The organism is Gilliamella sp. ESL0443, assembly GCF_019469165.1.
In the GTDB taxonomy this organism is placed as follows: domain Bacteria; phylum Pseudomonadota; class Gammaproteobacteria; order Enterobacterales; family Orbaceae; genus Gilliamella; species Gilliamella apicola_E.
Map to the genome: position 1 here is coordinate 1878289 of NZ_CP048263.1, position 24566 is coordinate 1902854.

The window sequence follows — 24566 nt, forward strand, 5'->3', positions numbered from 1 at the left end:
TTAAATATCCTATTGACAGTGTTTGATTAAAAATAGCCCACAGCCAAACCCTTTGCTTTTACCAATACCTTGATAAAGTGTAGCTAAAAATAGTTTTGGATCAGTAACAGTCAATACTCCCTCAAAATCAACACTACTATAACTAATCGGTTTAAGTTCTGACTTTTTATTAAGCAGATGTTGGTTGTAACTGATAACATTACAGCAAACTGCCGAATGCTCATTTTGTTGTAATGAGAATCCACGTTTTTCACTTTGCTTAATCAACCAATCTATGGCCGCTTGATATTGCTGAGCTTTGATCTCATTAGATGATAAACTCTTCTGTTTAGCCAGATATTTAGCATTCATCATCACATCACAACGTTTCCCTTGTTTCATTACAACAGGATTGGCACGTAATAAAAAACTTAACTTCATACCTGTTGTTAATTGCGGCGCATAAAGTTTTGTGTCAACTTTAAATAACTCATGATTAACCAGTGGTGCAACTTCAGATAAAAGATAAAACTGAGTTTTTTTAGCATTAAGATCTTCATGAAATAAAAAAGAACGTTTATTTTCATCAGGAAACAGCTGCCATAACCATTGATGTATTGCATACTCACCTGCATGAAGTCTTTTTTGTTGCATCACATAAGGAAGCCGTTCAAGTTTTAGCTCCACTTTTGAAAAAAACATCTATTCGCTCCTTTTTAAATGTCCTGCATATTGATGGCGATTGATAAATTGCCAACGCTTCCTGTTAATGGGCTGATCTTGTCGAAGTTGTATTTTAATCACGTCAAAATACGCATCTTGATCAGGATGATCCCAGTAATATTCGTTAGCATCACTATCAATTAAATCTTTAAGGATAGAATCACACTGGTGATATTTACGATAATGGTCATTAGCGAAGATAAAAGCATCACTAAGTTCACCATCATAAACTACCGGCGCTAATGGCAATGACAATGGCGAGTTTTTCCTGCCCACATAGAGAGGAAATACAGGCGTTAATAATGCCTGCTGTATCTGTTTTACAGAATAAGGAGCTCCATTCGTTTCTGTAATAACAATTTGATAATAAACGTCATTGTAATATTCACGCCTAGTAAGTAAAGTTTCAAGATCCTGAGGATTACGACGTATTTCATCAAAACGAGTGTAAAATACTTCTTTTTTATTCGCTTTTGGCATCTGAACGGTATGAAAATCAGAAAACCAACTACTCTTAGAAATAAAAGGGCGAACTGCAACATGATAATGTTGATTGAAAACTTCAATATGATCATCATCTCGCTGAATACCTAGTGCAGCAGCTAAAAAACCCAATAAAGCTGAACGGGAAGGAATAATATTACTATGACGAATTTCCCCAACAGCTGGTTCTCCCCACGATGTTAGCGGTGCATAGATCTGAAAAATAAGGTGTTTTTTCATCTTGACCGCTCCTTATTTTTGCGCAACAAACTCTAATGCAGTTGCAAGTTTTCCTTCTCCAGTTTCAATATTAAGTTTGTAGCGATTATCGGCACATTGACCATAAACTTGATCAAACTTATCCAATTGTTGTTCTAATCGAGTAATGGCATCATTCACCATATCTTGACTACGGATTGGATTAAAATAAGCAACAGCTAGTGAACGTGGTTGTTGAGTACCTTTTTCTATTAATAAATAAGAGGTATAAGCTCGTGATGCAAAGCTATTCTGCATGCCTGATGGTGCTACTTTGGCAGCAGATTCAGTTAATGCTTTTAGTGTCTTTTCAACCAATGCTTCATTACCATTTAAATTATCAAGGAGTAAATCACGGCTAATACAGATATAAGTATAAAACAGCGCAGAGGCAAATCCACGTTCGCCTAAATGGGCTGAACCAGCATCTTGCTCTTTATTGTTTAAATCATCAACAGCAGTAAAAAAATCATCTTCGATTGTGACTGAACTAACCCCTAAAGCATGAGAAACTTGACATGCAGCATCAACATTAAATACAGGACTATCCGCTAACATTCGACCAAACAGTGCTATATCAACACTACTATTTTGTTTACGTAACAGTTTAACTTCGTCATCTGTTGGAACCCTTTTTTCGCTAATTAACAGCTTAACCAACGAGGCTATTGCTTGTTGCTCATCGTTACTAATATGGACTAACTGTTCAATATCTATGTTAGCAAGCGGATCTTTTGGTGCTTTTTCATTTTTAACTTTGCCAAATTGTCCTGCAATTTTAATAGCGCTTTCTTTGGCTATTTTTTCAGAAACTCCCTGTTCAACCATCGGTACATAAATCCAATCTCTTGCAAACCGACGAGAACGAACACCTATATGATCGTTCAAAGATTGATAAAAACAATCTGATGTACGCCATGCTCTTTTTAAACTCTGAGATGAAATACGTAGACGATCGCTGTTACCCATCACAGCGGTTTTTGGACGTCCAAGATCATCTCGATTCAAATTAGAAGGGGCATAAGCCGTTAATAAATGTAATTGAATAAATGTGCTCATATTAATTATTCCTTAGATATTTTTTTAGTTGAGTTATAATCCATTGCCCAACGAACAGAAAGACGTTTAAATGGATCAGAATTAAAAGATAAATTTTGTTGACGTTCATGCCACTCTTCTACCCGTAAAAATATACCATCAGCCAGAGAAGAAATATTCACACCATTTTCTCCACGCATTTTTACGGCACGAATTAAAAGACGACAAAACTCTTCATTCGTTTCACTAGCTAAAAGCTGTTCAAAGCGTAATCGGGATAGAAAGTTACGCTCACCCCCTTTAACTTTTTCACTTAGTTGTGTAGCAAAAGGCGCATTGCCATTATTGGCACTGGCAAATGAGGCAACCCACGTAAAACAAGCTAATGCTTGCAGATGGATCGGATTATTACTGGATAAAGTACTATTTTTATCAAATAGAGTATCCTTTAAAATAACATAACCTTCTTGTAGAATTATCTCATGAAGCAACGTTGTACGACGCAGCTCTGCACGTAATTGCCGACCGTTATAAGTACCTCCATTAAATCCACATAGTCGTTGTTGCAGCATCGAAAACCAATCATCAATAATTTTTTTGTGGTTTTCTTTAAGTATAATCGACTTTTTTATAAAACTTTCCGACATCTTGTTCTCCCTTTTTCAAGCAAGGTTATTTGCTATTTTTTATTTTCTTAAAATATGTAAGTTTATTAAAATCAGAAAGCAACTTTTCTCTAGCATTAATCTGAATACAGACTTCTTGATTCGTTTTATTATCCTTGATGTATTTAAACGGCTGATTAGGATCATCAAAAGCAGCTTTATCATAAATTTGGGTAATATAATGTAATAATGTCTTAGTCCAATCAGCTAATAATGGTTGCCGACCACTAGGATTATCTTTTTGTGATATTAGTTGTTTTACAAATTGGTAAAATGGCAGCTCTGTCTCTTTCCAAAAGGCCATATCTATTGCCGTTGACTGCTTATTGATTGCCGTCATCGCTTTACGCAAAATCGGTAAGGTATCTTTGCTAAGAGCTAAAGCTTGTGCAATTATCTCTTTTAAATCACTGTTAGGATCCGCCAAATCGCGGTAGACAGGAAATGTGTGTTCATACCAACAACGAGCTTTCATATTGTCAAAATCGTAACCAAAACACCATAAATGATAGTGTTGTTTATCTTTAAAGTTTCGATCAAGATGAGTTGTAACAACTCTAGCCGACTGTGTATCATCATTGGCGCTTACCATACCCAACCAATCTCGATAAATTAATCCACCTGGTTGCCCTTTAATGGCAAGTTGCTCGCCTGTTTTTTTATCTGTGCGATATGGCGTTAGCGGATGTTGCCAATGTTGATATTGGATGCCATAATTTTTGGTTTGATATTGGGTAATTAGTTGTGTTGAATCTTCACCACAAATGTCACATTGCCCCTGCTCAGTTTGGTGAAAATCTAACTCAATTCGCCTAGGCATTCCCCAAAAAGCTTGGCAGTAATTAGCTTGCTCAGGAAATAAACTTAAATTTTTTGGTGGTTCACTGGTCTTCGTTGGGGCTAACCAAGGAAAGACTAATGCATCAAACTGCTGTGGTTTTTCTTCTTCATCTAAAGGAATTACATTCAACCACAATTTTCTCCATAATGGAGTCTGTATATTCAGTTGAGGCATGATTAAAGTCGTGATAGGTCCTCCACCACGCAGGCTCACCCGATGTCCTTGACCACCCGAAGGGGCATTAGTTTGTAACGTAAACAGTGCCATAACAGCACAGTGTGGGCATATAGCCTTGACGAAATCTCGTTTAATAAAGTGATCGGTATTTCGTTTTAATGCATTCTCGCCTGGGGCTTCAACTAATAAACCCGATATAGGTACTTTATTCCCATCTAACGCTGCAAAGTCTTGCATAAAAGAGGGTTTAGTAGCACCAAATTGCATGGCGGATCTGACTTGTTCAAACGCTTCGATTAGTTGCTGTGATGAAAAACCATTATTCCAATATTCTCGCCATTCAGAATTATCTTCTGGCGATAGAGTAGTTTGTAATAAACCAATAAGAAACTGGTAAGCCGCACCTTGAAAATCGGGTCTAAAATAAGCTAAATCTGAAATTGTTTCATCAACCAATTGACTAGGTTGAATTTTACTAAGATGACCATCGAAATGAACAACGGGTATCCATTTTTCGTCTAATAAAGATAAGATAGACAAATTTTTCTCCTTAATTTCAATTAAAATCGATGCCGCCACACGACACCGATTATCGTTTTTAAATCATAAAAAAACAAAACATAAAAAATAATTTATTGATTTTAAAACAGAATATATAACTGCTTTTTTTACTCTGATCTATTTTTTTGCTGAATTTAAAAACCAAAGATATTTTTTTAAATTTAATGATATTTAGCAATTTAAAAATATTATCCACAATAAATTTAAATAAATTCATTATTATTTCCTTTTGGAATTAATGATTGAAAATATTAGCAATACATGTATACTCAAGGAGCTCTAATCCATGGGGGTTACATGAAACGCTAAACGTTTTTTGGCTAACGTGTAACCAACCATGATAAATTTAACACAGTTAAAAAACATTGCAACAAAAATTTAAAGGCAGAAAATAATAATAAATATTTCAGGATTTTTTATGATATAATATGTATTGTTCCTTATGATAATAGGGTTAAACCAGCAGAAAATAAAAATTATAACCTGTTCCCCACAATTGTGGGGATTTTCATATTAAAAGTATTTAAACTTTATCCACCCACAATATTACAATTTTTACAATAATAAAAATTTGATTTACCACAAATTTTTGATAAATTTAATTTAAACTGCTTTTATTATTTGTTAATTTAACTTTTTACATAGATATATGTTAAAAATTAAAATCTCGCACATTATGAGTAACTTCAAAATAATAAATCCATTATTATTCAATTTTTATTAAATTAGCGACATCAAGTTGGTTTGCTAATATAATTGCTAGCTAAAAGCCAATATAGAAAAGATAAAAATTTAATAGTAGATAGATAAATTTAATATTGAGAGAGTTATGAATCCCCAAAATAACACTAAATATCCACTAAATAATCATAAACATCTAATAGATAATCCTCATCAACTTGACAATGGACTAGTAAAATCAAAGATGTTTTTGATTCTTTCGGTCATTAGTAAAATTACCCCTTTTTCCATGATTTGGGTAAGTATAATATTGATGTATGGGGTTATTTGTATGTACACAAACGCAATGGGGCAAGACGAGTTTTATCGTTTTATCTTTTTCTTGCAAAAGCCTTTAGTTGTTGTCATCAATTCTATTGCTTTATTACTTGCTTTATTTCATTCAATTAATTGGTTTAGATTAATACCAAAAGTTATTTTTAAGCAAGATTCGCATAAAAAGGGTAAGGTATATTTACTTATTATTGGCTTTTGGTGTGTAACACTTTTACTTTCATATTACTTACTATTATTGATTATTAAATAAGTGGTGTTTGATTAATGAAAAAACAAGAAAATCAACCAATACGCTCTGATTCAACAGTGGCAAAAGGACTATTTGCTTTAGGTGGACTTTGGGCAGCTATTTTTGCTCCCGTGGTATTGGGTATCATTGCATTTATTATCCCTTTTGGTGATGCAATAACACGTTCATCAATTCTTAAATTAGCCAACACTGAATTAGGCAAACTATTTTTATGCTTAATGATTTCGCTACCAATTTGGTGTGGATTACAACAGATTCTAACTTTGCTGCATCATTTCAACATACATCCAAAACGAGAAAAGCTACTAACTTTCTGTTTAGCATTCGCATGGACTGCTCATGCAATTTATATTTTATTTGTCAGAGCCTAAAGCTACTTTGATATTAATTTATTGGCGCTATCGATTACTTTTGATAACGCCATTTAAATTTGATTAATAATAGGTAATTTGTCGAACAATATTAGTCTGTTTGTTTTTTCTATTTTGTTTAGACTGACTTGCACTAAGCCAATCATTTTTTTCATTAAAAGTTAAGAAATCGGTTATATAATTTGTTGTATCTTTACCCACCATTGAATAAGCTGAATGAATGGCCATTAATCGGTTAATTTCATCAAATTGGTAAGAAAAATTACTTTCATTTTGGGTTTTATTGCTATATTGCGCTGACACTTTTGCTAATTGATGGTTTTGGTAAGTAAATGAATATACCGAAGCACCTTTTTGAACAGCTCCGACTACATCTCCATTAGCATTCAACTCTTTTAGCTGCCATTGAACATTTTTATTAACTAAACAATTGTTATTATCAAACTGATAATTGTCATTCTCAATAAATGTAAAATCAGGAGCCTTCTTTATTTGTTCCGACGCAATAATACGGCCCTTTTCATCTGTTTTGAATTGAATCGTACTGTTAGTTTTATCTTCAATATCTTGAATAACATTTTGCCAACCAAATTCTGTTTTTTGTAAATGCTCAGAATAAAGTTTTTCATTTTTATCAGAATAAAGGTCGTAATGACTTTCAGTAATTAAGCCATTGGAATCATAATTTAAACTATGTTTCGCAATTGAACGGATCGCACCTGTATCTGATGTGATTGTTGAAGTTCTAACTTCTTGTTTTATACCTTTAGCTTTAGAATCAATAAAATCTAATATTTTGAAGATATAATTATTTGCCTCAACTTTATTTTGCTCAACATCATCAGAACACGTTAATGCCATGACATTTATTGAGACAAATGATAAACATGAAGCAGTTAAAAATCGGAATACTCGTTTTTGCATAATTAACCTGTTTAATCTTTTTTACTAAATTAAATTTTTAATTATGGCCTATACCTAAGCCGTATAAATTTATTTTTTGCGCATTAACAATGCATCTTCCCAATTGACCTTTTTTTCTTCTTCACCATCATGCTTTTCAACCTTTTCTATATTTTCTTCTGTTTCAGCTTTCTGCGTTTTTTCCAGAATATCAGCATGAATTAGGGTTTTAGTTGCTTTTCTAGGTGGTTTATCTAAAAATGAAAGCAAATCTTTCGTATAGTCAGTTTCAGGCGTATAGAAGATTTGTTCACGAGAGCCTTGTTCAATAATTTTTCCCTCTTTCATCACAACAATTTGGTGGCAGAAAGAATAAACTAAGGCAAGATCATGACTAATAAATAGATAACTAAGGTGGTGTTTTTCTTGCAATGATTTAAGCAAATTAATTATTTGCTTTTGAATAGTATGATCTAATGAAGAAGTTGGCTCATCTAAAATCAATAATTCTGGTTGTAAGATTAAAGCTCTAGCAATGGCAATTCGTTGTCGTTGTCCGCCAGAAAATTCATTAGGGTAACGAAAACGCATTTCAGGCTCTAATCCAACTTCTTGCATAATATCAATCACGGCTTGTTCACGCTCTGTTTTACTCAATTTCTTATGAGTAATTAAGCCTTCACTAATAATTTGTTCAACGTTTAAGCGCGGATTAAGTGAAGAGTATGGGTCTTGAAATACCACTTGGATTCGGCTGCGAAATGGTAATAATTTTTTAGCGGATAAATTCTGTATAGGATGGCTATCGAATAAAATATCACCTTGTGATTGAATTAAACGCAAAATAGCTAGTGCAGTAGTACTTTTACCTGATCCTGACTCGCCAACTATACCTACAGTTTCACCTTGGTGCACCGTGAAGCCAATGTTATCAACAATTTTCTTCTTTTTACTACTAAATAATCGTTTTTGTGCGATGACTTCAACATTCAGATGATTAACACTGAGCAATATACCCGGTGTATCAGGTAAAGGAACGGGTTCACCACTAGGTTGTGAATTTAATAATGTTTGGGTATATTCTTGTTGAGGGCGTAAGAAGATGCGTTGTTTATTATTGAATTCAACAATTTGCCCATTTTGCATTACTGCCACTTTATCTGCCAGTTTTTTAACAATCCCCAAATTATGTGAAATAAATAGCATACTCATATTAAGTTCTTTTTTAAGTTCTTTGAGTAAATCAATAATTTGTGCTTGAACTGAAATATCTAAGGCTGTAGTTGGTTCATCGGCTATTAGTAATTTAGGATGCGTTAAAATTGCCATTGCAATCATGATCCGTTGTCTTTCACCGCCAGACAATTGATGTGGATAAGCAGAAAGTTTAGTTTTAGGCTCTTTGATTCCAACACGATCTAAATATTGTAAAATCTCCCCCCGAGCAACATTACGTCGCATACCACGATGTAATGATAGTACTTCGTAAAGTTGTTTTTCCACTGTATGTAATGGATTAAGTGATACCATTGGTTCTTGGAATATCATACTTATTTCATTACCACGAATTTTACGTAACTCTTTTTCAGGCGCATGTAATAACGATTTATCCTCAAAAATAATATCGCCAGATGGATAGATCACCTGCTCTTTGGGTAACAATTTTAAGATCGATAGTGCAGTCACACTTTTACCAGAACCAGATTCACCAACTAATGCAACCGTTTCTTGTTCGCCGATATCAAAGCTAATATTTTCGACAATTTGACTTTGCAAGTCTTGACCAGTTTTAAAAGCAATACTTAAATCAACAATCGATAATAAAGGAGAACTCATTTATATACTCCTTTGTTTGGATCAAATGCATCTCTAATTCCTTCACCAATAAAAATTAAAAGTGACAATAATATAGAAATAACTAAAAAAGAACTAATACCGAGCCAAGGTGCTTGTAAATTGTTTTTACCTTGTAGAAGTAATCGACCTAAGGATGGTGAATCAATGGGCAAACCAAAACCTAAAAAATCCAATGCAGTTAAAGTTGAAATTGAACCACAAAGAATAAATGGTAAATATGTTAATGTCGCAACCATCGCGTTGGGCAACATATGTCGAAACATAATTTTACTATCACTCACTCCCATTACTTTGGCAGCTCGAATATAATCAAAGTTACGAGTACGTAAAAACTCGGCTCGCACAATACCAACTAAAGCCATCCATCCAAATAATACTGTAATAGCTAATAACCACCAAAAATTGAGTGGTAAGATACTTGCAAGTAGAATAATTACAAATAATTCTGGTAATCCACTCCAAATTTCAATGAATCGTTGTCCCAATAGGTCGACTTTTCCGCCATAATAACCTTGGATTGCACCGATTAGTACACCAATAATGGAAGTGAAGAAAGTTAAAAATACCGCAAAAAACATCGATATTCTAAATCCGTATAAAATATTGGCTAATACATCAAATCCAGCATCAGTTGTGCCAAGCAAATGCGTTTTAGATGGTGGTGTTGGAAATGTGCTAGCTGTATCATGAATTACAGTATTATAGGTATATCGAAATGGAGGCCAAAATATCCAACCATCTGATTCAATCTTATTTTGTACTGCGGGATCTAAATAATTAGTTTGCGTTTGAAACTGCCCACCAAACTCTGTTTCCGGATAAAAATGAAATATTGGCGAATAATAGTTATTTTGATACTTTATGAATATGGGGCGATCATTAAATATAAAATCAGAAAATAGACTTATTATAAATAATATTAAAAATAGCCATAACGAATAATACCCACGTCGATTGCGTTTAAATCGTTGCCAACGTAGCTGATTAATTGAATAATGCATAGTCATCAGTTGCGAGCCTCAAAGTCAATACGTGGATCAATTAACATATAAGTTAAATCTGATAAAAGTTTAGTGAGTAGGCCAATTAATGTAAATATATATAATGAGCCAAAAATAACAGGATAATCTCGTTGAATAATTGCCTCATACCCTAATAAACCTAATCCTTTAAGTGAAAATATCGCTTCAATAAGTACAGAGCTAGTAAATAAAATTCCGACAAATGAGGTTGGAAAACCCGATACGATAAGTAAGGTTGCATTGCGGAAAACATGTTTATACATAATTTGCCTTTCACTCAAACCTTTAGCTCTAGCAGTCACAACATATTGTTTGCGAATTTCATCTAAGAATGAGTTCTTAGTTAGCATAGTTAATGTTGCAAAACCACTAACCACCATAGCAATAGTTGGTAAGCAAATATGCCAACAATAATCTTTGACTTTGCCCCAAAAATCTAATTGTTCAAAATTATTTGAGATTAATCCTCGAAGCGGGAAAATATCCCAATAACTCCCCCCAGCGAAAAGGACTATTAGCAACACGGCTAATAAAAAAGCGGGTATTGCATAACCAATAATGATTAAAGTACTTGTCCAAAAATCAAATATTGAACCATCTTTAACTGCTTTACGAATCCCTAATGGAATTGAGATTAAATAAATGATTAATGTACTCCATAACCCCAATGAAATAGAAACAGGTAAACTTTTTGCAATTAAACTTAGCACTGATTCACTTTTGAAAAAGCTGTTACCAAAATCAAACTGAATAAATTGTTTCAATGTATTAATGTAGCGTTCCCAGATCGGTTGATCAAAACCATATTGCTTTTCAATCATTGCCACAATTTCAGGATCAAGACCTCGCCCGCCCTGATAATTTGATTGTTTTTTTTCTTCTTTTAATATTGTTGGGCTAGTTTCACTGCCTGGTAACAAGGTTTGTCCTGCTTCTGGTCCATTTTCAATCATAGACAATGCTTGATCTACAGGACCGCCGGGTGCAATTTGTACGATAAAAAAGTTGATCGTCAAAATGATTAGTAATGTTGGAATAATTAGCAATAATCGACGGATAAAATAATTCAGCATATTAGTGTTCTCTATTCTTTGATAAGCTAGCTGCTTTATCTTCATCATACCACCAGCTATCAATTCCTATTGCATAAGTTGGTTGTTGGGTTGGCTGGCCAAATTTATTCCAATATGCATAAAAAGTTTTACTGTTATACCACATTGGAATCATCGGATATTCTTGCGTCAAAATTCGATCTAGTGCTCGTCCAAGTGGAACTAATTCCTCCTGGTTTCCAACATTTTTAATTATTTCATTAATAATTGAATCAATTGCCTGATTATGTAAGCCTGAGCCATTATATGTAGAGTTTAAATATTCGGTTCCCCAAAAAATCATTAAACTTGAAGATGGATAATCTATCGAACTATAATTACGTGGCATCATATCATAATCACGTTCACGCATTCTGCGATTGATCTGCGCGTAATCAAGTGAGATTATATTCATTTTAATACCTAAACGAGCTAAATTTTGCTGGAAAGGAATGGCATATTTGATGTCATCACCAAGATAAGTTAACAACTCAAATTCAAAAGGTTGTTGGGTTTTAGGATTAATTAATTTACCGTCTTTAATGATCCAACCTGCTTCTTCCAATAATTTAGCAGCTGTTAATAAGTTATTGCGATTAAAACCTTGCCCATCACTTTTAGGAATAGTAAAAGCTTCATCAAACGCTTGTTCAGGAATAATATTTTTATAAGGAGTTAACCATTTAAGCTCAAGTTCACTCGGTTTACCTTTGGCGGCATAAATAGTATTTTCAAAAAAGCTAGATGGTCTTTTATAACTATCATAATAAAATGCATGATTTAACCATTCAAAATCAAAAGCTAAGGTAATCGCTTTTCGAACTTTTATATCTTTAAAAAAATCTTTCTGCAAATTAAACGCTAACCATTTAGTATCTACTGCTGTTTCAACGATTTTTTCTTTTTTAATGATATCCTTTGAATCAAAGTATTTTCCTTGATATTGAGTAAACCAATTTTTCGGTTGCCCTTCACCTCGAAAATCATACTCCCCAGCTTTAAAAGCCTCTAAAGCAATACTGGTATCCATATAATAATCGATACGTTTTTCATCAAAATTATTTAGACCTCTATTAACTGGTAAATCTTTTGCCCAATAATCAGGATTTCGCTTATAAACGACATACTGTCCCATTTTATAATCACTAATATAATAAGGTCCGCTACCAATCGGAGGAGTACTTACTGGCTCGGAAAAATTACGATCTTTCCAATAATGTTCAGGAATAACATGCATATTACCAACAAAGGATAGTAATTTTTCACGGTCGGCTTCAGGTAAGTCGACACGAACGCGATAATCGTCTATGGCTTTAACATTTATCCCTTTGTTGTAAACCCGATATTGCGAAACACCTTCAGTCATAAATTTTTGAAAAGTAAATTCCACATCATGTGCGGTTATTGGCTTACCATCTTGAAAAAGCGCATTAGCATTAATTTCTACCTCTGCCCAGCGATAACTATCTGAATAAGTGATTGAGGTGGCAATTAGTGGATAAAAACTCGAAATATCATCAGCTGTTGTGGTAAATAGAGAATCATATAAGGAGCCTGAATAATGTTCAGGTGCGCCACGACTTGCGAAACGATTAAAATTATCAAAAGTACCTATTTCATACAATTTAATAATTCCACCTTTAGGAGCATTGGGATTGACATAGTTAAAATGTTCAAAATTTTCAGGGTATTTAGGTTCACCTAACAATGAAAATATAGTTTTGTGATAAATATGTTCATTAGGTTGAGAAGGCTCAACATTATCAATTGATTCTATAGTCTCAGTTGAGGAATTAACCTCTTCTACCCTCTCGGTTTGCAACGTGAGATTTGAGTCTTCGGCATAAGCAGTCATTGAACAAAGGAATAATCCACTCAAACAGCTTGAGATGAATAACCTCTTAATAATTTTTTTTCTTTGACTAATCATCCTAATTTAGTTCCTGTTTTATCTTCAACCTATCAATATGAGATTTTACTTTAATTAAAATTTTAAATTATCTAAAGTACTTAAAATAATACATAGTAAGTTAGCTATTTTGCCAAACTTCAATCAAATGAGCAAAACCTAATTAATAAACTTAATAGCTAATCTTAATTACCCCATTAATATTTATCGATATTTGTTTAAGATATATCCTCTTATCGTTAACCGAATATTTTTAGTAGGCAAATGTGATAGCCAATTAAAAAAAGTTGAGGAACGGGGTTTTTGAGTATAAAAATTTAGCAATTTAGCCAATATTCTTTTATTATTCTAATATTAATGGTGATACTCAGCTTCACATTTCAAACAATTGGCTGATAAATATAGGGATATCCTTTTTAATGTGCGAATTATTTTATCAATATTGGGGAAAGTGCCAACCAGTAGAACAATCAAGTGATTATCATCTTTTACCTTACCACAATTTAGATGTCGCCGCTTGTGGATACCATATTGTCAAAAATAATTATTTTAATTCTACTGAATTATTTGAGCAGATTGGTTTTTCTCCCAACGAAATAGAAAAAGCGGCTCTTTGGTTTGCTTATTTTTTAGCTTGGCATGATATTGGTAAATTTGCGAATGGATTCCAAGCTTTATTTAAACACAATCATCCGCAGCTTGTCAGCGTCGATCCATCTAAAAGCTATAGTTCCAGACATGATTCGCTTGGTTTTTGGTTATGGAGTAACTCACTTAAACACCAACCAAACATTAAGCTTGAACAAAATAGTGAAGATTTTGATGAATTATTTGACACATGGCTGCTTATTATGACGGGACATCATGGCAAGCCACCAGAACGAGAAGCTTATGGTAATTTATCATTTAATGAACAAGATAAACAAGCTGCCTTGGACTATATTATCGCACTGAATAAATTGTTTATTGTCGATAACAATCTAGTACACTATGCTTGTCATTTTTTCGATAAGAACAGTCATAAAAAATTAAAACAAATCAGTTGGCTAATTGCGGGGTTAACTGTTATCAGTGATTGGCTTGGATCGAATAAACAATTTTTTCCGTTTTGCTCAGAGCCCATGCCGCTTGAAAAATATTGGCTCAATCATGCAATTGTTAATGCAGAAAAAGCCATTGCTACTTTACCGATAGCCTCGCCAATCACTCCTTTTAGTGATATTAAAAATTTGTTTCCTTTCATTGAAAAACCAACACCACTACAGCAACAAGCATTAACCTGCCAACTTTCTGATAATGGAGCAGAGCTTTTTATTATGGAGGATGTGACGGGGGCAGGTAAAACGGAAGCGTCAATGATTTTAGCACATCGGCTTATGACAGCTAAAAAAGCACAGGGTATCTATATCGGCTTACCAACGCAAGCAACAGCTAATGCTATTTATCAGCGTACCGCTCAAGTATACGAACAATTATATCAAGCTGATAGCCATCCTTCGCTGGTACTGGCTCATGGCTCTAGCTATATGAATCCGCATTTTACTCAATCAATTTTAAATCAGGATGATATTAGCCAGCAAAAATATCCCAAGGGTGAACAATCAGTGAGTGGAGAATGTAATGAATGGTTTGTTGATACTCGAAAAAAATCGTTATTAGCTGAAGTTGGAGTTGGCACGTTAGATCAAGCGTTAATGGCAATTATGCCTTTCAAACATCAATCGTTACGTTTATTAGGATTACGACATAAATTACTGATATTAGACGAAGTTCATGCTTATGACAGTTACATGGTAAAATTACTCGAAAACTTATTATATTACCATGCGTTACAAGGTGGCAGTGCTATTATTTTGACAGCAACATTACCTTTTTTTCTGCGTCAGAAACTGCTCAATGCCTTTTATAAAGGCTTAAATGGCAATAAACAAGCTTTAGAATTAGAACAGTCATTACCTTTTCCACTCATGACACAGCTTAATCATAACGGCTTAGTTGAACAAGCGATTGAAACCCGACCAGAAGTGAAACGCCAAGTAAATATCGAATGGATTAACAATATTGAAGCAGGTATAGACAAAATCAGCAAAGCTATACAACAAGGTAAAATTATTTGTTGGATCAAAAACAGTGTACAAGATGCAATTAGTCTATATCAACAAATTCAACTCAACTTACAACTGGATCATACACAAATCCTACTTTTTCATAGCCGTTTTGCCTATTGTGACCGTTTGGACATTGAAGAAAAAACATTACAATGGGCAGGAAAAACATCCAATCATCAAATCCGTGCAGGAAAAGTCATTATAGCAACACAAGTGATCGAACAATCCTTGGATCTTGATTTTGACGAAATGATCAGCGATATTGCCCCGATAGATTTATTGATACAACGAGCTGGACGTTTACAGCGACATGTTCGCGATAAACAGGGTAATATCAAGCCATATGATGAAAAAAATCAATCGTTAGATGAACGCCATCCCCCTTCCCTAACCGTGCTTGCCCCAGATTGGCAAGCTGAACCTAACGAGAATTGGCTTGACGAACCAGCCTTTCGAAATACCAGTTATGTTTACGCTAATCCGGCTCATTTATGGTATACCCAAAAAATACTATCCGAGCAAGGTTGCATTAAAATGCCGGATGATGCAAGGCAATTAATTGAATCCGTTTATGAACAAGATCTTGAACCACCAGCAGGATTACAAAAAGGTTATTATGGTGCTCAAGGAGCTAATTTAAGTAAATCATCAATCGCCAATCAAAGCGTATTAAATTTGAATGCAGGTTATAAGCGTGATTCAACAAATGGATGGGATAACGAAGTCGAAGTAGCGACTCGTTTATCAGAAGATAGCGTTGATATCTATTTAGCTTATCAACAAAATGGAAAAATTATTCCTTACTGTGGTAATGCCGAATATGCCTGGGAGCAAAGTCGAATTTCGCTAAGACGTGCCAAATGGGAAAAAATCAAAAATCAGATCCCTCAACTTGATCAAACAAGTTTAGAAAAACTCCGACAACAAATACATAGACCGAACGCTATTATTGTTTTAATTGATACAGAAAAAGAATCTTCTTTTTATTCTAAAGAATTGGGTTTTTATTTGAATTGAATTAGTTTGATTTAATTTAAAAGTAAACACTTTTAAATTGGAATGTATTGAATAAAATTTATCAAAAATTAAAAATTTAAATCAATTTGTTATAAAATTAACTTATTTCTTTATACATAGAGATGAACCGCAATGGGGCTGGAAATTAAAGACTGTCTTTAGTGTTCTCTATATACATAGGGATAAACCGTGTAAACCGCAAGTCGCAGTCTGACCGAAGGGGGGGCCCTATATACATAGGGATAAATAAAATAGCCACATATTAGTGACCGCAAATTAAACACATTGATTGACCAAAGCCAAAATATTTTGGATTGCGGTTTTTGCCTGATGGCTGTTTTTCCAACATGATGATCCGGTTAATAAGGCACCTTTATTCAGTATTTCATCTAAAGAAGTATTACGCAACTTTTCAAATGAATCGAATCCCATCTGTTGTAATCTTTCTATGATTTTATCGCCAACGTATTTTAGTTCTAAAAGGTGTTTCTTTTCTTGTTCTGAAAAAGCCATACAGTTCCTTATCTTTTTGGAAATAAATGCTATGATTTTACTGATTTGAATTTAATTTTTTCCATTTTCTAATTTTAGCTCTAAAGGATTTAAATGGTGCAACAGAATTAATGTGGATAAATCGTGCAACAGTCCATGCTGAAGGAAAAGGTTTAGTCCAATTACGCGTGTCTTTTATAAAAAGTGTACTATCATCTAATGAGTTAATCCAATTATTCCAGATAACAAGTTTCTCATTAAATAATTTAATCAGTTCTTGTAATGAATAATCCTGATAAATCTTATAAAAGTGTTGATATAATGTGCCTAACTGATTCCATTTGTAGCCTTCTGCTGGTAATGTTGGGGTTTGTCCAGCAAGTTCAAGATCATCCCAAGACTTAACAAGATCCAACCATCCTAACTGATAAGCAATCATTTGACTTGGAGTTCGATCTACTCCATCTATTAACTTATCTTTATCTAGTTCGGATAATTCGCTGAATTCATCAATAAATAGCTTAGCAGTTTTATTTATCTCATCCAATAGATGCTGTTTGTTTTCATAATTCATCTTATTTATTTGCCTTATTAAAATGTTTCATTTCTTCATTGATAAAATATTTAACTAAGTTAGCATACAATTGTTTAATCACTTCACCATCAAGTCCCAACTCATTAGCCCAAAGCATACGTTGCTCTAACATACTGTTAAAACGAGCTTGAGCCTGCACATCAGTGACATTTTTTTTGAATTGACTTGCAGCTTTAACATACTCGAACCGAGCGGCTAATAATTGAATTACCAAATGATCTATTCTGTCGATTTCAGCTCGAATATCATTCATATCACGACATTCATTAGCTAATATTTTTGAATGGTATTGAATCATATAGAGTACTCAATAGTTAATAGTTTAGCTATCTTAGCACTAGATATATGTATCTGAAAGAATTTGATTTAAGAAATAGGGAATTGGTGGAGCCAAGGGGGATCGAACCCCTGACCTCAACGCTGCCAGCGTTGCGCTCTCCCAGCTGAGCTATGGCCCCTAAATAGGTAAAACTGTGGCTAATAATATGCAACTAGTTAAAAGGTGTCAAATAGTTTGGTATTATTCGCTTAAAAAACAGTCTAATAATGCTCTGTCAAACTATGACAGAGCTTAGGTAGTTAACGAATAATTGCGTTTTGATCTGCACCTTCAACTTCAACTTTTGGTGGCATAAAGTGCTCACGTTTAACACCCAACTTAAGTGACATATATGCAGCCACATAGATTGATGATATCGTGCCTAACACAATCCCTACGCCTAATGTTTCAGAAAAACCTTTTAACATTGAACCGCCAAATATATACAAAATAATAACAACAGCTAAGGTTGTACCTGATGTCATTAAGGTTCGATGTAATGTTTGAGTTAATGAGATGTTGATCACATCGTATGGCGACGCACGTCGAATTTTTCTAAAATTCTCACGAATTCGGTCAAATACAACGATGGTATCATTAAGCGAATAACCAATGATAGATAACATCGCTGCGATAATAGTCAAATCTAACTCTCGATTAAATAACGATAAATATCCTGCGGTTATTACAACGTCATGCGCTAATGCGACAACAGCACCTGTACCAAATCGCCATTCAAATCGAAACGCAATGTAGATTAAAATACAGATTAAAGCAGCACAAATCGCTAATATTCCATCTTGAGCTAATTCAGTACCAACTGTTGGGCCAACGAATTCAATTCGTTTAATTTCAGCATTACTATCAATATTTTTATGCACTAAATTTGAAATTTTCATACCTAATGCATTATCAATCGTTGATGATACACTACCTTCACTTTGGTTGGCAGTTGGTAGTCGAATAATGATATCTTTACTGCTACCATAATATTGAACGATTGGTTCATGATAGCCCTCATCACGTAAACTGTTACGTAGGTCATCAAGGTTTATAGCTTTAGTAACGGTTAACTCAACAGTTGTCCCACCAGTAAAATCTTGTCCAAGATTAAATCCTTTAACAAAAATTATTACAAATGACGCCACAACTAATATCATTGAGATGGCAAAAGCAATAAAACCAAATTTTAAAAAGTCGAGGACTCTGCGGCCATGATTTAGATCTCTAACATCATGATTTTCTTTTTTATCAACAATCACAATAAACCTCTAAATTGATAACTTATCAACACGACGGCCACCATAAATAAGATTGGCCAATGCTCGAGTCCCTACGATCGAGGTAAACATCGATGTTACAATACCGATACCTAATGTAATAGCGAAGCCTTTAATTGAGCCAGTACCAACCGCATAAAGAATAACCGCAGTAATCAGTGTGGTGATGTTGGCATCAAAAATACTACTCCAAGCACCCGCATAACCTTCGCTAATTGCGTGTTGAACACCTCGTCCGTTACTTAGTTCTTCTTTTATTCGCTCGTTAATCAACACATTAGCATCGACTGCCATACCTACGGTTAAAACTATACCGGCAATACCTGGCATACTCAATGTCGCACCTGGTAATAATGACATGGTACCAACAATCAAAATTAAGTTCGCTACCAGTGCAAGACTTGCAAATACTCCAAATAAGCGATAAACCACCAACATAAATACGACAGAAATTAATAATCCCCAAACACAAGATTCTAAGCCTTGTGTGATATTTTCTTGCCCCATTGAAGGACCTACTGTTCGTTCTTCAATTATTTGAATCGGAGCAATCAACGCACCGGCTCTAAGTAATAATGATAAATTCTTAGCTTCATCAATACTACTTATGCCTGTTACTTGGAATCGGTCACTAAAAATACCTTGGATAGTTGCGACATTGATGACTCTCTCTTGTTTTTCAAGAATAGGTTTATCATTTTCATCACGTTTTCCAGTATCTTTATACTCGACAAAAAGTGTTGCCATTGCTTTTTTCAGATTTTTTTGCGTGAAACCAAGCATGGTTTTACCACCAGCACTATCAAGAGTGATAGAAACCTCTGGTTGGCTATATTCGTTTATTCTAAATGAAGAATCGGTAATATGATCACCTGTTAATACTACACGTTTATAAAGTAAAACTGGTCGGCCGTTTTCCATATATTTTATTTCAGAACCATATGGAACACGCATATTGCCGTTTAAAATTGCAGCTAAGTCAATTGAGCTATCATCATTCACTTGCCTAAATTCAAGGGTAGCTGTCGCGCCTAAAATGCGTTTAGCCAATGCAGTATCTTGGATACCTGGTAATTCAACCACAATACGATCTGAGCCTTGGCGTTGAACAATTGGTTCAGCCACACCTAACTGATTAACTCGATTACGTAAAATGGTAGTATTTTGTTGAACTGCATCATTTTTCGCTTGTTGCAGTCTCTGTTGACTAACACTAATGACAATGCTGTTTTCATCTTGTGAAGTTAACTCATAATCTTGTAATCCATTGATCTTAGTAATAGCTTTATTTCGATCTTCAACATTATCAAATTGCATTGTTATTTGTTGATTAGGATTTTTGCTGATTGTTTTATATACAAGATTGTTTTTATTAAACTCTGCTTTTAAATTTTCAATCGACTGGTCTGTCAATTTACTTAATGCAGTAGTCATATCTACTTCCATTAAGAAATGAACACCGCCACGCAAATCAAGGCCTAATTTCATTGGCTCGGCGCCAATCACAGCTAACCACGATGGTGTTGCTGGTGCTAGATTTAGCGCAACAGTATAATCTTCACCTAATTCTTGTGATATTAATTCTTTAGCTTTAAGCTGAGTATCATTATCACTTAATCGAATTAAAATAGATTTATTTTCATATACGAGTGATTTAGGTTCAATCTTGTTTTTCACCAAAAGTTGCTTAACTTTATCTTGCATAGCAACATTAATTTCGGTACCGTTTGAACCTGAAATTTGTATAGCAGGATCTTCACCATAAATATTTGGAAGCGCATAAAGCAGGCCGACGCAAATTACGACGACCAACATAATGTACTTCCACAAAGGATAGCGATTTAGCACGACATTTTCTCTTGTGGAATTAGATAATTAATACAATGAAATTTATTATAATGATTTCATTGTTCCTTTTGGTAAAACAGATGTGATAAAGTCACGTTTGATAACAACTTCTGTTGTATCATTTAACTCTAACGCAATATAGCCATTGTCGTTAACTTTTGAAACTCGACCAATAAGTCCACCATTAGTTAATACTTCATCACCTTTAGAAATTGATGCCATTAACTCACGATGCGCTTTAGCGCGTTTTTGTTGTGGGCGCATAATCATAAAATAGAAAAATAACCCGAATACCACTAACATAATTAGCATAAAATAATCACCACCAGGCTGAGCGCCATCGGCTGCATATGCATTAGAAATAAAAAAGTCCATATCGGTCCTCTTAATTTTTACAAAAATATTAAAGTTCAGAATTATAACACAATAAATATGTCGATAATTAACTATTTCTTGTCAATGTCTTTTTAATCAATCTCAATAAAGTAACAAAAATAATTAAGTCGTTAAATATTGAGCCATACTAACTAAGTTAACTAACCATTTTGGATAGACACCACATACAATCGTTAAAACTGCTGCAAGAACAATTAGCAATTCGCTCATTTTTATATCCTGCCATTTTAATTTGATGTTCGAATTCAGCTGTTCATCATTGGATGGTTTGATATAAAGGTTGAGAATAAGTCTTGCATAAAAATAAAGTCCTAGTGTGCTACCAATAACCACTGCCGCAATTAACCACCATAATTCAGCCGTTACACCCAACAATATTAGAAGGAAACGCCCAACAAAACCAGCTGTTAGTGGAGCACCGGCTAAAGAGAGTAAACCTATACCCATTGCTAATGCTAAAACAGGACGACGCCAGAATAATCCTGAAAGATCGACTTCGTTTTCATGATCCTGTAACTCGTTGGAATGTGATTCTAAACTGATCACGCCCAAAATACAGATATTGGCAAGAATGTAACCAATCAAATATACACCAATGGTTTCTAAGGCCAATACTTGATATTGCACCGCAATTAAAGCAAGTAATAAATAACCAAAGTGAGCTACGGATGAATAAGCTAATAAACGCTTTAAGCTACTTTGCATTAAAGCAGATAAATTACCCCATAGTATTGAACAAAAAGCCATAATCACCAAAATAATACGAATTGTTTCATTATTAACAATTGGCGCAAGTAAAAATAATCTGGCAATAGCACAAAATACCGCCACTTTTCCTACTGTTGATAATAATAATGCTACTACAGTCGGCGCACCTTGATAAACGTCAGGCAACCAAAGTTGAAAAGGTACCAGTGAAAGCTTAAAACCAATTCCCACTAATATTAAACAAATGCCAATTAATAATAATGTACTTTGATAATTCATGGTTGAAAGCTGGTAACTTAAACCACTAAATGTAAGCTCTCCAGTTGTTGCATAGTAGAAGGCTATTCCCATTAACAAAAATGAACTAGCTATTGCAGATAGGATCATATATTTGATCGCAGCTTCTAACGCATGTGTTTGTATATATTGATAACCGATCAATCCAATAAATGGTATCGAAAGTAATTCTAAGCCTAGGAAGAATGACATTAAATGACTTGCATAAACTAAAGTTACGCCGCCTAATGCCATAAGTAATAAAATTACATAGAATAAACCATGTACGACCAGTTCTTGTACAAACCATTGATAAGCGAGTGAAGCAACTACAATAGAAATAATCAAAATCAAACTGGTATAAAGTAATCCATAGCCATCACAGGTAAATAACGCTGTAACTTGATGAGCACGCCATTTATTATCAGTATTATCATCAGTTTGTGTAGTATCAATAACATTCTGAGGTGGGCCTACAAAATCTTGTTGAACCATAGGTTCAGAGTTCTGGTCATTTTGAGGGGATGATGTTTCCGTTGGAACTTCATCAACGGCTATAGTTTGCTCACTTGATAAATCAGTATCAGTTGAACCTTGTGAAGTAGGTACAGATATTTGCATATTGTCACTACTAATATCAGTTATTGCGGGTGTGTTATGAGAAATTTTAAAGCCTAGAATTGATGAACAAATTAAAGCGCATATCAACCCTGATATAGCTAAAATAGCGCATTTTTTAGTTCTTACTTTAAAAACAAAAAGCGCTATGAGCAAAACAATTATGGCAAAGCTCAATATGAATATTGGCAATAAAGCTATCATAAATTTTTACTCTCCCACTCGTTCTGCTGTTATATACTGCTGTGTTTGGTTGACAGTAGAATAAGATATATCTAACACTATCTTAGGGTACAACCCGATAAAAATTAGAACAATCAACACACTAGATAATAATAAAATATCTTTTTTACTTAAAAAGTGTTTGGTTACATCTACTTTATCAACTACTCCATAAAAAATAGGTTGCATACGAATAATTAAGGAAATTGACAGTAACAGCAACCCAATTACCAACAAAATTGTATAATATGAATAAGAGGTATAACTACCTAATAACATCATATAATTACCAACAAAATTAGCTGTACCTGGTATGCCTAATACAGCTAACATAAAAAATAAAGTAAAAGAGGACAGATATCTCACTTGCTCTTTTAATCCAATAAATTGGTTTATATTCCGAGTTAAATAGCATTCAGCCAATAATCCGCTAATCATAAACATGCCAACGATAGCTAGGTTTATGGCTATCATTTGAATAACAACGCCTTGAAATGCTATTACAGATCCACTATAAATAATTGTAGTAACAAATCCCATTAACGCGATATGGATATAAGCAATTAATTTTTTTATATCTGTTTGGTTAAATGCTAGTAAAGCAGCATAAAAAACAGTAAACATAGCTAGTATTGAAATAACAGGCATAATGGCCAAAGACGCGTTTGGAAAAAGGGGAATTACAAAACGTAATAAACCAAATGTTGCCGTATTAAGTAATAAACCACTTATCATCATTGAACCACTTGTTGAAGATTCAATATGTGCTTCAATAAACCAATTGTGAAAAGGAACTAAAGGAATACGAATAAGGAAGGCTGCTAGAAATCCTAACATTAATAAAAATTCAGTATTACTTGAAATTGGTGTTTTAGTTAAAATTTGATAGTCAAAAGTCCATTGACCGGTTAAATTCCAATTAATTAGTGCTAATGAAACAATAGATATTAGCATTAATAAACTACTTATTTGTGTGTAGATTAAAAATTTATTAGCACCATTGAAGCGTTGTGAATTTAAATCTCTCCTTCCCCACAATGAAATTAAGAAATAAATCGGAATAGCTACCGCTTCCCAGAAGAAAAACATCAAAAACAGATCAGTAATGACAAATAACATCATAATGGCTGATGTCATAAATAATACACATAAGTAAAACAACCCAAGGTTATTTAGGTTTTCTTTGCTAGAATAAATAATAACTAGTAGTACAATGAAAAGTGTCGAAGTAATTACTACCAACGATAGGCCATCCAATAGAAGATGAAAATGGATACCAAGTAATGGGATCCAGTCATAATTAACCTCTTTACTCCAACTTGTATCTGGTTCTACATTTATTGCATTCGCCCATAAAATTATGGCTAATATTAATGTGATTAATATAGTCGTGAAAGCAACCATAATTGGTAAACGTTGCCAACGCAATTGTACATCAGTTGATACTACGATTCTTTGTAAGAATACTTGACATAACCAACCAATGAATCCGCCAATTACAGGTAAGAAGACAAGCCATAACAACATGAAAGTTCGCACCTT

At 33.9% G+C, this 24566-nt stretch carries 21 protein-coding genes and 1 tRNA gene; 3 read left to right on the forward strand and 19 right to left on the reverse strand.

What is annotated here, in order from left to right:
• Positions 1-9: 9 nt before the first annotated feature.
• Genes cas6e through casA form a run of 5 tightly spaced genes read right to left on the reverse strand, consistent with a single transcriptional unit; the run spans position 10 to position 4704 of the window.
• Positions 10-681, reverse strand: a complete 672-nt coding sequence (cas6e, locus tag GYM76_RS08510; RefSeq protein WP_220225194.1) for a type I-E CRISPR-associated protein Cas6/Cse3/CasE — start codon at positions 679-681, stop codon at positions 10-12.
• Positions 682-1425, reverse strand: coding sequence for a type I-E CRISPR-associated protein Cas5/CasD (gene cas5e, locus GYM76_RS08515; RefSeq protein WP_220225195.1), 744 nt, complete (start codon positions 1423-1425; stop codon positions 682-684).
• 12 nt (positions 1426-1437) lie between these two features.
• Complete coding sequence (gene cas7e, locus GYM76_RS08520; RefSeq protein WP_220225196.1) at positions 1438-2502, reverse strand: type I-E CRISPR-associated protein Cas7/Cse4/CasC; 1065 nt, start codon at positions 2500-2502, stop codon at positions 1438-1440.
• A gap of 5 nt (positions 2503-2507) precedes the next feature.
• On the reverse strand, positions 2508-3128 hold the full coding sequence (casB, locus tag GYM76_RS08525; RefSeq protein WP_220225197.1) for a type I-E CRISPR-associated protein Cse2/CasB: 621 nt from the start codon (positions 3126-3128) through the stop codon (positions 2508-2510).
• Positions 3129-3153: 25 nt separating this feature from the next.
• Positions 3154-4704, reverse strand: coding sequence for a type I-E CRISPR-associated protein Cse1/CasA (casA, locus tag GYM76_RS08530; RefSeq protein ID WP_220225198.1), 1551 nt, complete (start codon positions 4702-4704; stop codon positions 3154-3156).
• A 946-nt stretch (positions 4705-5650) separates the two neighbouring features.
• Between casA and GYM76_RS08535 the strand changes: the two genes are divergently transcribed.
• Both GYM76_RS08535 and frdD read left to right on the forward strand, forming a co-directional pair.
• The gene (locus tag GYM76_RS08535; protein ID WP_255561414.1) at positions 5651-5992 is read left to right on the forward strand and encodes a hypothetical protein; all 342 of its coding nucleotides are present in this window, start codon (positions 5651-5653) and stop codon (positions 5990-5992) included.
• A 14-nt stretch (positions 5993-6006) separates the two neighbouring features.
• Positions 6007-6363 (forward strand): fumarate reductase subunit FrdD, encoded by a 357-nt coding sequence (gene frdD, locus GYM76_RS08540; protein WP_220225200.1) that lies wholly within the window; start codon positions 6007-6009, stop codon positions 6361-6363.
• Positions 6364-6426: 63 nt separating this feature from the next.
• Here frdD and GYM76_RS08545 read toward each other — a convergent pair whose 3' ends face one another.
• The 5 genes from GYM76_RS08545 to GYM76_RS08565 form a co-directional block, all read right to left on the reverse strand.
• On the reverse strand, positions 6427-7287 hold the full coding sequence (locus tag GYM76_RS08545; protein ID WP_220225201.1) for a hypothetical protein: 861 nt from the start codon (positions 7285-7287) through the stop codon (positions 6427-6429).
• Positions 7288-7356: 69 nt separating this feature from the next.
• On the reverse strand, positions 7357-9102 hold the full coding sequence (yejF, locus tag GYM76_RS08550; protein ID WP_220225202.1) for a microcin C ABC transporter ATP-binding protein YejF: 1746 nt from the start codon (positions 9100-9102) through the stop codon (positions 7357-7359).
• The gene (locus GYM76_RS08555; protein WP_220225203.1) at positions 9099-10130 is read right to left on the reverse strand and encodes an ABC transporter permease; all 1032 of its coding nucleotides are present in this window, start codon (positions 10128-10130) and stop codon (positions 9099-9101) included. The genes yejF and GYM76_RS08555 overlap by 4 nt, the downstream gene beginning before the upstream one ends.
• Entirely contained in the window at positions 10130-11218 is a 1089-nt protein-coding gene (locus GYM76_RS08560) for a microcin C ABC transporter permease YejB (protein WP_220225204.1), read from the reverse strand. Before GYM76_RS08560 ends, GYM76_RS08555 begins: the two co-directional genes overlap by 1 nt.
• 1 nt (position 11219) lies before the next feature.
• Positions 11220-13166: an extracellular solute-binding protein gene (locus tag GYM76_RS08565; RefSeq protein WP_220225205.1), complete on the reverse strand. Its 1947-nt coding sequence runs from the start codon at positions 13164-13166 to the stop codon at positions 11220-11222.
• A gap of 398 nt (positions 13167-13564) precedes the next feature.
• Here GYM76_RS08565 and cas3 point away from each other — a divergent pair, with 398 nt between their 5' ends.
• Complete coding sequence (gene cas3 / locus GYM76_RS08570) at positions 13565-16270, forward strand: CRISPR-associated helicase Cas3' (RefSeq protein ID WP_220225206.1); 2706 nt, start codon at positions 13565-13567, stop codon at positions 16268-16270.
• Between the two features lie 276 nt (positions 16271-16546).
• Here cas3 and GYM76_RS08575 read toward each other — a convergent pair whose 3' ends face one another.
• From GYM76_RS08575 to GYM76_RS08615, 9 genes are all read right to left on the reverse strand, one after another.
• Positions 16547-16783 carry a hypothetical protein gene (locus tag GYM76_RS08575; protein ID WP_220225207.1) on the reverse strand — a complete coding sequence of 79 codons (237 nt, stop codon included), beginning with the start codon at positions 16781-16783 and terminating at the stop codon, positions 16547-16549.
• A gap of 37 nt (positions 16784-16820) precedes the next feature.
• Positions 16821-17336 (reverse strand): ClbS/DfsB family four-helix bundle protein, encoded by a 516-nt coding sequence (locus tag GYM76_RS08580; RefSeq protein WP_220225208.1) that lies wholly within the window; start codon positions 17334-17336, stop codon positions 16821-16823.
• Between the two features lies 1 nt (position 17337).
• Positions 17338-17655 carry a chorismate mutase gene (locus GYM76_RS08585; protein WP_065562418.1) on the reverse strand — a complete coding sequence of 106 codons (318 nt, stop codon included), beginning with the start codon at positions 17653-17655 and terminating at the stop codon, positions 17338-17340.
• A gap of 84 nt (positions 17656-17739) precedes the next feature.
• A tRNA-Ala gene (locus GYM76_RS08590) sits at positions 17740-17815 on the reverse strand.
• 121 nt (positions 17816-17936) lie between these two features.
• A complete protein-coding gene (gene secF, locus GYM76_RS08595; RefSeq protein ID WP_370632629.1) occupies positions 17937-18935 on the reverse strand; it encodes a protein translocase subunit SecF in 999 nt (332 codons plus the stop codon).
• A 12-nt stretch (positions 18936-18947) separates the two neighbouring features.
• Positions 18948-20804 carry a protein translocase subunit SecD gene (gene secD, locus GYM76_RS08600; protein WP_255561346.1) on the reverse strand — a complete coding sequence of 619 codons (1857 nt, stop codon included), beginning with the start codon at positions 20802-20804 and terminating at the stop codon, positions 18948-18950.
• A 45-nt stretch (positions 20805-20849) separates the two neighbouring features.
• Entirely contained in the window at positions 20850-21179 is a 330-nt protein-coding gene (yajC, locus tag GYM76_RS08605; RefSeq protein WP_220225214.1) for a preprotein translocase subunit YajC, read from the reverse strand.
• Positions 21180-21302: 123 nt separating this feature from the next.
• Entirely contained in the window at positions 21303-22805 is a 1503-nt protein-coding gene (locus GYM76_RS08610) for an NADH-quinone oxidoreductase subunit N (protein ID WP_220225215.1), read from the reverse strand.
• Positions 22806-23012: 207 nt separating this feature from the next.
• Positions 23013-24551: a NuoM family protein gene (locus tag GYM76_RS08615; protein ID WP_065735177.1), complete on the reverse strand. Its 1539-nt coding sequence runs from the start codon at positions 24549-24551 to the stop codon at positions 23013-23015.
• Between the last annotated feature and the right edge of the window lie 15 nt (positions 24552-24566).

Coding starts and splice junctions, on each gene's coding strand:
- cas6e (WP_220225194.1), bottom strand. CDS start 681: ATGTTTTTTTCAAAAGTGGAGCTAAAACTTGAACGGCTTCCTTATGTG.
- cas5e (WP_220225195.1), bottom strand. CDS start 1,425: ATGAAAAAACACCTTATTTTTCAGATCTATGCACCGCTAACATCGTGG.
- cas7e (WP_220225196.1), bottom strand. CDS start 2,502: ATGAGCACATTTATTCAATTACATTTATTAACGGCTTATGCCCCTTCT.
- casB (WP_220225197.1), bottom strand. CDS start 3,128: ATGTCGGAAAGTTTTATAAAAAAGTCGATTATACTTAAAGAAAACCAC.
- GYM76_RS08535 (WP_255561414.1), top strand. CDS start 5,651: ATGTTTTTGATTCTTTCGGTCATTAGTAAAATTACCCCTTTTTCCATG.
- frdD (WP_220225200.1), top strand. CDS start 6,007: ATGAAAAAACAAGAAAATCAACCAATACGCTCTGATTCAACAGTGGCA.
- GYM76_RS08545 (WP_220225201.1), bottom strand. CDS start 7,287: ATGCAAAAACGAGTATTCCGATTTTTAACTGCTTCATGTTTATCATTT.
- yejF (WP_220225202.1), bottom strand. CDS start 9,102: ATGAGTTCTCCTTTATTATCGATTGTTGATTTAAGTATTGCTTTTAAA.
- GYM76_RS08555 (WP_220225203.1), bottom strand. CDS start 10,130: ATGACTATGCATTATTCAATTAATCAGCTACGTTGGCAACGATTTAAA.
- GYM76_RS08560 (WP_220225204.1), bottom strand. CDS start 11,218: ATGCTGAATTATTTTATCCGTCGATTATTGCTAATTATTCCAACATTA.
- GYM76_RS08565 (WP_220225205.1), bottom strand. CDS start 13,166: ATGATTAGTCAAAGAAAAAAAATTATTAAGAGGTTATTCATCTCAAGC.
- cas3 (WP_220225206.1), top strand. CDS start 13,565: ATGTGCGAATTATTTTATCAATATTGGGGAAAGTGCCAACCAGTAGAA.
- GYM76_RS08575 (WP_220225207.1), bottom strand. CDS start 16,783: ATGGCTTTTTCAGAACAAGAAAAGAAACACCTTTTAGAACTAAAATAC.
- GYM76_RS08580 (WP_220225208.1), bottom strand. CDS start 17,336: ATGAATTATGAAAACAAACAGCATCTATTGGATGAGATAAATAAAACT.
- GYM76_RS08585 (WP_065562418.1), bottom strand. CDS start 17,655: ATGATTCAATACCATTCAAAAATATTAGCTAATGAATGTCGTGATATG.
- yajC (WP_220225214.1), bottom strand. CDS start 21,179: ATGGACTTTTTTATTTCTAATGCATATGCAGCCGATGGCGCTCAGCCT.
- GYM76_RS08610 (WP_220225215.1), bottom strand. CDS start 22,805: ATGCAAATATCTGTACCTACTTCACAAGGTTCAACTGATACTGATTTA.
- GYM76_RS08615 (WP_065735177.1), bottom strand. CDS start 24,551: ATGTTGTTATGGCTTGTCTTCTTACCTGTAATTGGCGGATTCATTGGT.